13 protein-coding genes and 2 pseudogenes are annotated in these 13,162 nt (G+C 37.0%); 7 read left to right on the top strand and 8 right to left on the bottom strand.

Annotated elements, in window-relative coordinates:
* Positions 1-66: 66 nt before the first annotated feature.
* Positions 67-972, top strand: coding sequence for a LysR family transcriptional regulator (locus ACTJKA_RS17250; RefSeq protein ID WP_019743043.1), 906 nt, complete (start codon positions 67-69; stop codon positions 970-972).
* 16 nt (positions 973-988) lie between these two features.
* Entirely contained in the window at positions 989-1,552 is a 564-nt protein-coding gene (locus ACTJKA_RS17245; protein ID WP_035700391.1) for a GNAT family N-acetyltransferase, read from the top strand.
* Between the two features lie 4 nt (positions 1,553-1,556).
* Here the strand turns inward: ACTJKA_RS17245 and ACTJKA_RS17240 are convergent, their stop codons facing one another.
* On the bottom strand, positions 1,557-2,081 hold the full coding sequence (locus ACTJKA_RS17240) for a DinB family protein (protein WP_046527478.1): 525 nt from the start codon (positions 2,079-2,081) through the stop codon (positions 1,557-1,559).
* A 192-nt stretch (positions 2,082-2,273) separates the two neighbouring features.
* On the opposite strand from ACTJKA_RS17240, the gene ACTJKA_RS17235 reads away from it, so the two are divergent.
* Both ACTJKA_RS17235 and ACTJKA_RS17230 read left to right on the top strand, forming a co-directional pair.
* Positions 2,274-2,972, top strand: coding sequence for an aspartate/glutamate racemase family protein (locus ACTJKA_RS17235; RefSeq protein ID WP_035392360.1), 699 nt, complete (start codon positions 2,274-2,276; stop codon positions 2,970-2,972).
* 23 nt (positions 2,973-2,995) lie between these two features.
* On the top strand, positions 2,996-3,871 hold the full coding sequence (locus ACTJKA_RS17230; RefSeq protein ID WP_440607864.1) for a LysR substrate-binding domain-containing protein: 876 nt from the start codon (positions 2,996-2,998) through the stop codon (positions 3,869-3,871).
* A gap of 44 nt (positions 3,872-3,915) precedes the next feature.
* Here the strand turns inward: ACTJKA_RS17230 and ACTJKA_RS17225 are convergent.
* Positions 3,916-4,812: pseudogene (locus tag ACTJKA_RS17225) on the bottom strand (macrolide 2'-phosphotransferase).
* Between the two features lie 593 nt (positions 4,813-5,405).
* Between ACTJKA_RS17225 and ACTJKA_RS17220 the strand changes: the two are divergent.
* Positions 5,406-5,654, top strand: coding sequence for a DUF2651 family protein (locus ACTJKA_RS17220; RefSeq protein ID WP_035392368.1), 249 nt, complete (start codon positions 5,406-5,408; stop codon positions 5,652-5,654).
* Positions 5,655-5,695: 41 nt separating this feature from the next.
* Here ACTJKA_RS17220 and ACTJKA_RS17215 read toward each other — a convergent pair whose 3' ends face one another.
* Complete coding sequence (locus ACTJKA_RS17215; RefSeq protein ID WP_182489225.1) at positions 5,696-6,526, bottom strand: SMI1/KNR4 family protein; 831 nt, start codon at positions 6,524-6,526, stop codon at positions 5,696-5,698.
* Positions 6,527-6,791: 265 nt separating this feature from the next.
* On the opposite strand from ACTJKA_RS17215, the gene ACTJKA_RS17210 reads away from it, so the two are divergent.
* Both ACTJKA_RS17210 and ACTJKA_RS17205 read left to right on the top strand, forming a co-directional pair.
* Positions 6,792-7,610 (top strand): oxidoreductase, encoded by an 819-nt coding sequence (locus ACTJKA_RS17210; protein ID WP_008348355.1) that lies wholly within the window; start codon positions 6,792-6,794, stop codon positions 7,608-7,610.
* 72 nt (positions 7,611-7,682) lie between these two features.
* The gene (locus ACTJKA_RS17205; RefSeq protein ID WP_060832251.1) at positions 7,683-8,339 is read left to right on the top strand and encodes a TetR/AcrR family transcriptional regulator; all 657 of its coding nucleotides are present in this window, start codon (positions 7,683-7,685) and stop codon (positions 8,337-8,339) included.
* 747 nt (positions 8,340-9,086) lie between these two features.
* Here the strand turns inward: ACTJKA_RS17205 and catA are convergent.
* From catA to ACTJKA_RS17180, 5 genes and pseudogenes are all read right to left on the bottom strand, one after another.
* Positions 9,087-9,746 carry a type A chloramphenicol O-acetyltransferase gene (gene catA / locus ACTJKA_RS17200; protein WP_008348362.1) on the bottom strand — a complete coding sequence of 220 codons (660 nt, stop codon included), beginning with the start codon at positions 9,744-9,746 and terminating at the stop codon, positions 9,087-9,089.
* Positions 9,747-10,054: 308 nt separating this feature from the next.
* Entirely contained in the window at positions 10,055-10,657 is a 603-nt protein-coding gene (locus ACTJKA_RS17195) for a YczE/YyaS/YitT family protein (protein WP_007498941.1), read from the bottom strand.
* On the bottom strand, positions 10,650-11,102 hold the full coding sequence (locus ACTJKA_RS17190) for a GNAT family N-acetyltransferase (RefSeq protein ID WP_046343304.1): 453 nt from the start codon (positions 11,100-11,102) through the stop codon (positions 10,650-10,652). Before ACTJKA_RS17190 ends, ACTJKA_RS17195 begins: the two co-directional genes overlap by 8 nt.
* A 470-nt stretch (positions 11,103-11,572) precedes the next feature.
* Complete coding sequence (locus ACTJKA_RS17185) at positions 11,573-11,773, bottom strand: hypothetical protein (RefSeq protein WP_008348369.1); 201 nt, start codon at positions 11,771-11,773, stop codon at positions 11,573-11,575.
* Positions 11,763-12,881: pseudogene (locus ACTJKA_RS17180) on the bottom strand (tetratricopeptide repeat protein). The gene ACTJKA_RS17185 and the pseudogene ACTJKA_RS17180 overlap by 11 nt, the downstream one beginning before the upstream one ends.
* Positions 12,882-13,162 lie beyond the last annotated feature (281 nt).

The following is a 13,162-nucleotide window of genomic DNA, read 5'->3' as shown; positions in this document are numbered from 1 at the left end:
AAATCCGCTTCATTCATTGATCAATACAATAATTCGTATTATGATGATAGGAAAATACTATCATTAATGAAAGGATGGCATATGGATACTCGTCACATTACCTATTTTATGGCTGTATTCGATCATTTACATTTCACAAAGGCTGCAGAGCAACTAGGTATATCACAGCCTACATTAAGCCAACAGATTCAGCTGCTTGAGGCTGAAGTTGGGATGCCGCTCTTTGACCGAATCGGTAAAAAAGTAGTTGCAACTGAAGCTGGTACGCTTCTTTATCAATATGGCATGAAAATGCTTCAGGCTGAACGAGATGCAAAAAATGCCATGAAAGAACTGTTATCTGAACAGCGGGGTACCGTTCGGCTTGCCGTCCTTCCCTCTGATCTTGACTTTCAGCTTGTTCCGCTTTTTGTAGAATTTAAAACGCTGTATCCAGAGATCAACCTAAAGGCTTTTTCGACCATCTTTGTTCGTGACGAGGTGCTCTCACATAAAGTCGATATCGGAATTGGGCTGCGCGGGCCTGCGGATAAACGACTGATTCAAATACCACTTGGCGATGAGCCCTACGAATTGTTTGTTCATTCAGACAGTGAACTGGCAAAAAGGCGTGAAGTGACGCTAAAAGAGCTGACAAAGCATGCACTGGTCATGTATCCAAAAGGCTATCTAGGAAGAGATTTGGTCGATGACGTATGTAAAGAACACGGTTTTGAATTGGACACGGTCATGGATGTTGGGTCTGCCACTTCACTATTGCAGTTGGTTGAAGCCGGGATCGGCGCCACCATCCAGCCAAGAGGGCTGTTAAAGCAACATTCAGCATGGCCTAATATTGTCTCTATCCCTATTTCTGCCCCTGCTCCTGTTCGGCATCTTGAATTAACGTATTATGCCGATCGATTTGTGACCAAAGCGCAAAAACAGCTATCTGAATGGCTAATAGACTTTTTCAAATCAAGAACAAACTAAAAAGTGAGGGTAACACATGAAGAATGCAAACAGCATATTTACAAGAACAAACCGGGTCGTGATTCGTCAGTTTGATCAGCAGGATATTGAAGCATTTTATCAATACCGATCAAACCCCTCTATTGCCACATTTCAATCCTGGGAAAACTACACGCACGAAGACGCTGAATCATTTGTTCAACACCAAATGACGCAACAACCTAATCAACCAGGGACGTGGTTTCAATACGCGATTGCCTTATCTGAATCCAATCAGCTGATAGGAGATTGCGCCATTCATACACTCGGCAGCGAGCCTAGAATCGTTGAAATAGGATTTACACTCGCGCCTGAATTTCAAGGAAAGGGCTATATTCATGAAGCCTTGAATTCAATGATCGAATATATTTTCACTACACTGAACAAGCATAAAATCATTGCCTTTACAGATGTACGCAACGAAAAATCCATTCGAGTGCTGGAACGTTTAGACATGAGACGCGAAGGACATTTGCTGCAAAATTATATGTCGAAGGGACATTGGGTCGATGAATATCAATATGCCATTCTTCAATCTGAGTGGGCCGCGAAGCGTCATTAAACATTTATTTCCTATTCAAAATCCCTAAATAAGCGCTCCACGGACCCACATCGGTTCGATATCGTTCCGCCATGACCCGAACAATTTGGGAGATATGGGTGAAATCATGGACAACCCACGCAGAAAGTAATTCGCTCACTTGCACGACGCCGAATTCTGGATGGACGCCCTTTTTCTCTAGATCAAGACTTGAATGTGTCATACGCTGAATGTATGCCACATTCTCCATCCGCACATGATGAAACTCCGCTAGTGCTTGTTCTATCTGTCTTTCAGTTTGATTCAAATGGGAGTAGCGGTCAAATGCAGGAAATGGGGCATTCTCTCCATCAGCAAGAATGACATTTAATCGAGGAATCCAGTTGAATTTCTCTGCTTCAATCAAATGTTCAATGACTTCAACGGGATTCCACGTTCCCTCCCCTTCACGACTGTGAAGCCAATCCTTCGATAAACCTGACAAAAGACTTTCTACTGTACGAGGAGTTCGACTCAACATATCTAAAGCTTCATCCAAATTGAAATTCATATGGTTGCTCCTTTATCAATTTTTCTTTATTCTAATGTTTTTTGATTAGATTGCAACTCATACCGCAAAACAGATAAAGAAGAAAATAAAAGGTGCTTTTAATCAACCTTCTATATACAAATAGAACTTTTCTATAACACTCACCATCCTTTCTTTTTTTATAATAGAAAAAAATGAAATGTGGTGATATGCATGTCTACAACAATTGGTATTATGGGTGGTATGGGCCCTTTAGCGACGATTGATCTGATGAAAAAAATCATTTCTCATACACCAGCGATAAAAGATCAGGATCATCTCCATGTGATTGCTGATAATGATCCGCAAATCCCTGATAGAACCAATGCCATATTTGGGAAAGGCGAAGATCCTACAGAATATATGATTGCATCAGCTAAAAGATTAGAGCGCGCAGGAGCGGACTTTATTCTGATTGCATGCAATACCGCTCACTTCTTTTTAGAAAACGTACAACAATCCACTCATATCCCTATCATGAATATGCCATTAGAAACCGCAAAGCACCTGAACAAACATCACTATACGTCTGTGGGCTTACTATGTACTGATGGCACATTAAAAACCCAGCTCTATCAAAAAGCTTGTGCCCATCACAAGATTGATGTCATGACTCCTAGTGAAAATCTTCAGAAAAGTGTGATGAATGGGATTTATGCCGTGAAAGCAGGGAAATTGAGTAAAGGCGAAAGTGAACTGGCGTTAGCTGCAGAAATTTTAATCAATCAAGGAGCAGAAGCCATCATTGCCGGCTGTACAGAAATTCCTTTAGTTCTAAGGTCAACCAAAGCTGTGAAAGTGATTGACCCTACTGTCATTTTGGCGAAAGAAGCTGTAAAATTAGTGTATGAGCTTGAAAAACTAAACATTTAAAGAACGTCATATAAGGGGATAACATGAATATTGAGAATATAGAAGCGTTTATTTATGTATGCCAGCTAGGCAGTATCAATAAAGCTGCAGAAGCATTGTATTTAACCCAGCCTTCTGTATCGGCACGTATTCAATCGTTAGAAAAAGAATTAGACCTGAAATTATTTGATAGACAGAGAAATAAACTATCTCTGACGGAAAAAGATGAACAGTTTTACCCGCATGCCAAAAAGATTCTCCATTCTTATCAAGAAGCAAAGCATAGTCTCAAACAAACGATGCTCCCTTATGAATTGACGATTGGATGCGCATCCTCTATTTCCAATAATCTATTGCCTAACATATTGCCCGCCCTAAAAGAAAAATACGAAAATCTGAAAGTGAAAATTGTAACAGGACATTCAAAGGATGTTGTCCAAAAAGTGATTAACAACCAAGTAGACTTTGGCATTGTCAGGACTGAAACACATCCTCAAATTGAATCAATCCCGATTTTCAGCGATCCAATCGGGCTGTTCGTCCCAACTCATCACCCGCTTGCCAGCCTAGGCAACATCAATATGAATGAACTAGAAGAACAACCTTTTATTTTCTTTGACTATGGGTCATTTGATTGGTTGATGCTCCACCGATTATTTCAAAAAAACAACATCACACCGAACATTTCCATTGAGGTTGATCATATGGAAACTGCAAAAAATTTAGTGCTACAAGGAATGGGACTATCGTTTCTTCCTCATCATTGTGTTAGAAATGAAGTAGAACAAGGAACACTAAAACAAATTTCAATTGAGCCATCTATCAATTTCAACATCAATATTGAGTTCATTTATAAAAAAGGAAAATCCAAATCCGTTTTCATTGATCAACTCAAACAGTTTTTTCATGAATTAGATTAAAAAAAGCCCTTTTTAGGGGCTTTTTTTGGATTTGTTCTGATTGATTAGCTTTCGTTTGCCAACATGTATGCTGCCGTTTCATACATATCTTTCAATCCTGATCTCTGTGCGTACTCGGCCACAGTGATCGCACTTGTCGTCAGAAGTTCTATTATATGTTCATCCATTCCTGACCAAGTTCTCCCGCCTGCTTTTTCATACGCATGGATAAGTTTCGTTAATCCTTCTTTCCCAAAGAGAAGTTGATGCGACAAAAAGTCTGCAGATACATCACCAACCCCCACTTCAGACCAATCAATCACACCGGTAACACATTGATTTTCATCAATCAGAATGTGACCAGGATGCAAATCTCCATGCTTCACTCCTACAAAAGGCGGCCATAAAGAATCTTTAGCTAGCCATTCTTGCCAGCGCTCCCATAAACCGCTGTTAATGGTGTATTGCGATTTGACACGTTCCATTCGCTGTTTCATTGATCCTCTTAATTCATGAGCACTGAGCATGTCCACACCGATCGTTTTAAAAGGCTGTTGATCTAAGGAATGTACATTCGCTCAAACTCTTCCTAATGATTCATAATAAGCTTGCGGTACATTCGTTTGGTCAAATCTCCACTCATAAGATTGCTGTTCCACATCAATACTAGCCGCCGGTACCCCCTCTAATTGTTTATAAGCAATCAGACTTTCTGTAAAGATAGACCACTTAGGAACCTGAAAGTGAACCTGATTACTAATGTAATCTAATGTCTTTTTTTCTTGTAAGGTATGTTTCATTGATTCAGGTCTGCGAGGCATTCTTATTATCCATTGATCACCATGTAAATCTTCGACGTGAGCGACACGGAAATCCACACCTGATTCATTTATTTTGATGGTATTCTCTAAAATCTCTAATCCGTGATGTTTGACTAACTGCTTTAATTCCAGTCTATTCATATCCAATCCTCCAATTGTTCATTTAGTCATGATCAATAGGCATCAAGAATATCATCACAAAACCCACAAACAGGCTACTTTATGTGGTCAGAGTAAACAAAGCTAGACATATGCCTTTCTTTGCATCATAAAAAACATACAAAAAAAGACAGACCGATTAGCTGCCTCTTTTCTAGTGAAATTGCATACTTTCCCGCTGAAGATCATTAAAAATGTGCAGACTACCCCGTTTACTCCGTTTGATGAAAACAGAGCCTTTGAACATATGAAATTACTGATTCAAAGTTTTCTGGCGTAATCTTCCTGCATGCATCATTTTTAACCATCCTCCTCTATATCATATAAATTTACTATACTTTATTTAAATATGACTTTCAATAAGATGACAAAAAGAAAGATTTAAAATCATCAAAAACCCTTTAAATTACATAAAATGAAATAATTTCATTTTTATGTGTTATGATATGGTTATTGATTCTTCTGTCTAATATAATTTATTAAACTCAAAAACCCGATGTACTATGAATTTTGAGTGTAAGAGAGACAATGAGAACAAATCAAATGTAGCTAAGTCATTTAAAAGGAGAATGGATATGACTCATTTAGAATTCGCATTCGGCTTGCTTCCAGTCAGTATGATCATCGCTTCTTTTATCGTCACATTGTTTGTACAAAAGGTTTATTTCATGCCAATTGTGAGCTTTATCATTTTGCTCATTCTGACATTTACACTTTTCAATGTCTCTTTCTTTGGCTGGGCTGTTGTTTACACTTTAGGCTCATTCATTGCTTCATATATAGCATTATTCATTATGAAAATTTTAAATAAAAAGAGATCATAAACTACTTTCGAAAAGCCCTAGAAAGGGCTTTTCATCTTTCACTATCGTTTTTTCACTGGATGAATGTCCTCTCCCAAAAAGGCGGTATTCGGATCTTCACTATTTTCTAGAAATTCAGCAATTTCTTGCAGCTCTTGATTAATACGGTCATTCCTTGGCATATCTGGGTTTAACAGAAGGTTGGAGTGAATAGCAGTAGCTGTTTCATACAAGACATGTTGATCTTTTATCTGTTTGATGCACTGTTTCATGCGCAAGAAAAACCATGCGATCTCTTCAATGTCTTCCATCGGATAATGTGCCATTTTGAAGAGATTCTGCTGACGAAGGTCTCCTCTCTCAAAAATGTGTTCAAGCTCTTCTTTACTGATATATAAATCCGAAGCTTCCTCCTCAATCTCTATTACTTCAACCATGGCGTCGCCAGCTGTATATAACCGCTTAACAAATTCATCGAAACTATCTGCCAGCTTAAAATCTACTTCCAGCTCTAAATCGAAATAGTGAATAGGAGGATGTTCCTTCGTTTCTCGATAATCCATGGCAATCCATGTATCTTCTTCCCCGCTGATGAAAACAAATCCCTCTGGTAGCTCCAATTCATCACTTAACTGAACACTATTCATAATTCCATCATCTTTAGCGATTCCTCTTAGATGATCGAATTGAACATGATCCTCTGCCCATGAATTCGGCCGTTCGGTTGGAAAAGCATTACGAACTGTAAAACCACCATTCCATTCTAAAATGAGTTTTTTGTATGTATCGGGTAAAGTGACTCCAAGTGTTCCCTCTGCTTCACGAATTTGTTCCTCATCTATCTTTTCTAACGTAAAAGGACTCTCTTCATCTTTCTCCCAGAATGATTTCAAATTCAAAATGGATGCCTCCCAGTATTTATTGAGATAAGTATATCATTCATATTTTTAAAATGACCACCAGATCCTCCGGCCATTGGCGGTCAAAGTATTAAACACCTTTTTTGTACTCTTAAAGCGTTTCATGGTCATAAATTCGACCATTAAAACAAATGATAAAACATCTTCATATTCCCCTTTACAGTTGACCGTCAGTCATTTATAATTGACCATAAGTCAAATATAATTGACCAAAGGTCATCAAAAGGAGGAAGAACGAATGAGTAAAAAAGTTGCTCTTATCACAGGTGCATCAGCAGGTATTGGAAAGTCCACAGCAATTGAATTAAATAAGAAAGGTTTTATTGTTTATGGTGCTGCTCGTCGAAAAGAAATGATGGAGGATCTCATCTCTCAAGGAATTCACACCATTTCACTTGATGTCACTGATGAAGAGTCTATGGTAAACTGTGTACGTGAGATTTTGGACAAAGAAGGAAGAATCGACGTGCTTGTCAATAATGCGGGCTATGGCTCATATGGTGCGGTGGAGGATGTATCTATGGAAGAAGCTCGAAGACAAGTAGAAGTCAACCTGTTTGGACTGGCCAGAATGACGCAGCTTGTTCTGCCTAATATGAGACAAAACAACTATGGAAAGATCGTCAATATTTCTTCTATGGGTGGTAAAGTGTGGACATCATTTGGCGCATGGTATCACGCTACAAAATTTGCAGTAGAAGGTTTTTCTGATTGCTTACGGTTAGAAGTTGAACCATTTGGTATTGATGTGATTGTTGTGGAACCTGGCGGGATCGCAACCGATTGGGGCGTCATTGCAGCAGAAAAACTTAAAACTGCTTCAGCAAAAGGAGCTTATAAAGAAGCTGCCAACAAATCAGCAGATAATATGGTAAAAACGTATTCAGGAAGTAATTTAACAAAACCAGATGTCATTGCAAATACAATTGTGAAAGCTGTCACTGTAACGAAACCTAAAACGCGCTATTTGGTTGGGTTTGGTGCTAAACCTATGGTGTTTATGAAAAATCTCCTGGGTGATCGTACGTTTGACAAAATCATTAAAAGATTCAGCTAATCACTTGCTCCCCTAAATATCTCTTTGTCTGACTCCAAATCAAAATTACCTTTGAAATGGAGGTTGAAAATAATGAAACGAGCGATGACAGATGAAGCGAAGGCTCTAAGAGCTCAAGCGATTTTAGATAAAGCAGCAGCGCTTTTTGAGACACATGAATATAACCAAATCAAAATGTCAGATATCGCCAAAGAAACGAAGCTATCAAAGGGCATACTATTTGTTTATTTCAAAACAAAAGAAGCTCTTTTCTTCCAACTATTATGCCGGGAATATGTAAAGAGACTAGAACGCTTCATTGAAATTATTTCTGAAACACAGATCAAAAACCTTCAGGATATCAAACAACTTTTTCTGAAAGAATTGGAAGAAATCATTGATAAAAATCCTATGTACATTAGATTAGAAGCCATTCGCACGTCTGTTTTGGAAAGAAACATCGACTCTGATACCATGCTTCAATCAAAACTGTTATTATTTCAAAAGCTAACGGAAATGACAGACTTACTTTGTTCAAATGATGTGATCAATGAGGCGCAAGTGATGGATATTTTTCAAGCTGAAGCAGCGATTATCACTGGATGCAAACTCACTGCCACTTTACCAGATGAAGTCATTACTATTATTGAAAATCATAATTTGCATGAATTTAAACGAGATTTTAAAACAGATGTGATGAATACAATGTCTTTTTATCTTGATGGTTATTTACACAACCTTGAGGCTTGACATAAAATGTTGTGCACAACAAAAGTGCATACAACACTTACATCTTCCTCATGTTCATGATGATTTTGACTGAAGCCAATATGAAAACAGACCTCCTTAAGGTCTGTTTTCATATGTTTTATACATTTTGAGATGCTGTGCGTCGAGCAATCATCGTCGTGTTTCGACATGTTTTTTGTTGTTCTTTGATTGTTGTATTCCGCATTGATTTTGTTTTAATAATTTCAAAATTTTATTTAACCTTTTGTTGGGCTGTTATTTAATTTGTTAATCTTTTTTACGTTGTCATAAACCATAACTTGTTTAATATTTATCAAAATCGAAACCATATTTCCTGTAAACCCTAGCAGCATAATGAATTGCTATGGTTGAATTAACGTTCTATATTCCATTACTACGTAGTTTATCACCTATCTTTAATTGACTTAGAAGCTTAAATATACTCAGAATCATCACAAATCACTTTTCAGGCCTACTCTTGAAAACAGTTTCAAGCTGAAATTTTCTACATCCCCTACTCACAATTCATTAAGTTCCCTTATATTCCATTTATTATCACATGATAGAATTTACAAAACACCGAAAAGAAACCGCAAAAATAAATGAGAAACAAATCTTTATTGCCATTAATAGCTACTTGTCACGTTTAAATTTTCATCAAAAAACAAAAAAGCAGACTCATTTAAGTCTGCTTTAAGCTATCTTTTAAATTCCACGGGAACACCTCTTGCAAATCACTCCTGACATTCAGGACATATCCAATGAATCTAACCACTCTTCACAATGTTCTATAAGCCATCTCAAATATTCAACATATTGACCGACATGATAGCCATCACAAACAGCATGATGTACTTGAATCGCAACGGGCAGAATGATTTTTCCTTCTTCCACCTTAAACTTGCCTATCGTAAATATTGGCAGTAAATAAGTTATATCTGTAGATACATTAAGGTTAAAAGAAGTAAAATCAATCCACGGCAGGCTTGAAATATTGAACATGTTTTCTGGCATATGAGGTTTCGGAAATAGGCTGCTGCTTTTGCTGTAAGTGTCCATGTCCGCTACACAGCTTTTATAAAACCGAGCAAAGTTTTCATCATAAGGCGTCCAAATACTTGAAAACGTCTTTGTTTCTTTATTTAAAATCGTATAACTAGGATGGAGAATCTCCCAGTAACCAAGTTCATCGTTCACTTGATCCATCCGAAATTCCGGTAATTTTTGCACAGCTCTTGCTAACAAATAAATTTGCACAGGATATACTTTTAGCCTTTTTTCTTTTAATATTGCATACAATTTTGTGATGTCTAGATCGATCACCAGACTATATGAGCATCGGGTTACCGTCATATAATGATGAAAGTGCTCTTTTCTCGGATAATTTTCATCTATTTGTTTAAACATTTTTTATCTCCTCCTGAATGTTATTTCATGTATTCAGGAGGAGACTTTATCTGTTTTCACCACCACAATCATCCTTTCAAGAGTTATGTCATGTTTCTGTCCATTCAAAGTCTACCATGAGCTTTGTTTATGATAAAGCCTCCAGCAACTCTTCGTAAGTAATCTTCCCTAACGTGAAGGGTTCTAGTGCCATATATATTTCTCCACTGTCAATATAGAATTTGTCATTTTGAGTGCTATCCTCTATTCACTTCTACCCTTACTGCTGCTGAAGCTTTTCCATTGTTTTATCGTACCCAGCCAAATCATCAATTTGATAATAACCGACGGTTAACAATAGGCATGAAAAAGTGAAGAATGATGCCTCCGAAACAAATAGTTAATATGGTTCCAACACCGATAGGTCCTTTGCATATAAAAGCTAATATGAAGAAAAATGCATATAATATTGTTCTCGAAAATGCGATGGTTCTTTTTGAAATATCTCGAAGAATGAGTGTTAAATGATCAATTGGTGTTGATGCGAATTTTGTTTGAAGATATACGGCTGTTCCAAGACCAATGAATATCAAACCAGCTCCAAAGCAAGTCAGTTTGCTAAACCACGTGCTTGTATCAATGACATATTTGATGAGGAGTAACCACAGATCAATACCGATTCCAGTCACGAACGCTGTAATCAAACCTAAAAAAACAGGTTTTTTTCTCACTAATATAGAATTGCAAATTAAGATGATGATAGAAATCAAGACCTCCCAGCTCCCTACGGTAAGACCAAATTCTTTGGAAAGGCCAACTAAAAGGGCATCAAATGGGGAAGCACCTAGTCCTGATTGTATTGTTAATGAAATTCCTAAACTTAATACGAGTACACCTAAACCGTAAGAAACATACTTTTTTTTATTAGACATGATCTCTACTTAAAGATAATTCTTTTATCATTAAAACGTGCAGAATCCCGTCTTCCATAAATTCATCTGAAGCAGTTTGAAAACCAAGTTTTTTATAAAAACCTTCTGCTTGTGTTTGTCCATGCAGCTTTATCTTTGTAATTCCTTTTTCTTGCATGATTTTTTCCAGTTCTCTGATAATCACTTTGCCTAAACCGTACTTACGATAAGGTTTTAGGATGCAAATTCGTTCCAATTTACCTGTACCATCCACAATACGCACCCGACCTGTGCCGACAGGTTCATTGTCATGGCATACCAAGACATGCTGACATTGTTCCTGAAGAGTGTCAAATTGATCAAATTCTTCAGACTCAGGTACTTGCTGTTCATCAATAAAGACCGACTTTCTAATATTAAGAGCAACTTGTAAGTCATTTTCAGTTGTTATTTTTTTTATATGCATTGTTTATCAATCCTTTTCTGATATTAGTCTGAACCAGGTGAAGCATTTATAAGGTCTTATACTAGTAAGAATAAAATATTTTTATTGCAATTACAACAAAAATGCAGGTTTTTTTAAGATAGTGGGCATTTTGCAAGAGAAAGAAATTGAGAAAGCTGGTTTTAGTAGTGAATGTCGAAGCGGAATTAATGCGAACTATTACGCCACTTATCAGTTTGGTATCTCTTGGCGTTACACTTCTCACTTGTGGTGCCTTTGTTTTTTTGTGATTAACATTTGAAGAAAGTTCTCAGAAAAAATCCCCTAGCCATAAAAGTCAGGGGTTTTACTTTGTTCTTCCCTGAAAAAGACTGATTTAATAAGGTTCTATGATGAGCCATTCTGATAAAAAATGTGTGTTTACTGAAAAGGTTCGTCCCCAATCTGTCCCCATAAAAAAACAGACCCTGTATGGTCTGTTTTAATTTTGCCTATACGTTTTGAGAAATTGTATTTCGATTGATCATTGTCGTGTTTCGATCGATTTTTTGTGGAATGAAAGTTGTATTTCTATTCGACTCCTCCATTGTTGTATTCCGATTTGATGCTGGTTTAATCAAGCTAGATGCTTCATATACACCTGCACCTAGAAGGATAATAGAGCTTATAACAATCATTTTTTTAACACTCATAAAGACACTCTCCTTTTTGAATATTATGTTGGGCTTGAAATGCCTTCCTGTAATATTCTGTTGCTTTCTCAAACTTTCCTCTTTTTTCATGAATCACTGCAAGGTTTTTAGTGAATTCTTCTACGAAAACAAACAACTGCTTTTCTTCAAATGCCTGTAGCATAGCTTGAATCTCTTCCTCATCATTACTTTCATATGTTGTTCTTATAGAACGTATTAATAAAATTTCGTGCGGGTTCTCTTTATGAGAGACAAGTTCCAAAGCTTTATCCACTAATTTGGATGCTTCATCATTTTCTCCTGTCTTATATAGTGCCCAACAGAGGTTAACATATATGACCGATTTTACATCGTCCACACCATCTTCTGATATTTCAAGAGACTCTTGATAATATTGGATAGCCTTTGCATAATCTTGTTTTTTTTCATAATTGTTTCCTATATTTAAAAGTGCCTTGGCAATCAACCTTTTATCCGCTATTTCTTCAGCGATGGAATAGGCTTTATTCAGATGTATTAATGATTTTTCATACTGCTTAAAATCATCATAATTTCCTGCTATTACAAATAAGCATTGAACTTTTCTAATCTTGTATAACTCATACTGATCGTATATTTCAAGCGCCTTTATGATGTGATGCATAGAAACATGAGTTTGTTTCATAATATAGTAGGCTTCAGCCACCTTGAAGTGAAACTCCGCTTGCTCAATATCATCGACAACCAGTGCGAGCTGCCGCTCAGCGATCTTGTAATATTGAATGGCCTGTACATATTCTTTTATACTGAACTCATACATTCCACGAAAAAACGCGTTGTAATACTGCAGCATGCCGGACAATTTATGGTTGGAGTTTTCTATTTTATCTACTAAGTCTGCTATGGATAAAGAGCGCTGCTCTGAGGGTTTAATATAATCAAGCATAAGCTGATGACGAAAGCACATCAATTGATAGTAAATCAGTAAATCCTGGTCTTCTTCCATTCGTTCAATTTCTTGTTCTACCTCAGCTTTCAAAATCTCTGCATCTGAAACACTAAATTAACGAATCATTTTATACCATTCATTTATTTTCACACCAACATGTGAAGAAAGGACCTTCTCCATCCCCTTACTCCCCTTCCACAAGATTGCCTTATATTACATTTATTATGACATACAGAAATTTACAAGACACCGAAAAGAAACCGCAAAAAGAACCATTGTACATCAATAAACCTTTGGCACATGTCTTTATCATCACAAAACTAAAAGGCAGACTCATTTCAGTCTGCCTTCACCTTCTAGATTTCCATGAGAATACCTTTTGTCTTCAGGTAATTTGCATTGAATCTAGCCTTTTTTCTTTTAATATTGCATACAATTTCGTGATGTCTAGATCGATCACC

The sequence above is a fragment of the Bacillus sp. 22190 genome (genome assembly GCF_052045575.1).
Classification (GTDB): domain Bacteria; phylum Bacillota; class Bacilli; order Bacillales; family Bacillaceae; genus Bacillus; species Bacillus altitudinis.
The sequence above is the reverse complement of the archived record's forward strand: the minus strand, read 5'-3'. Positions and strand labels throughout refer to the sequence as shown.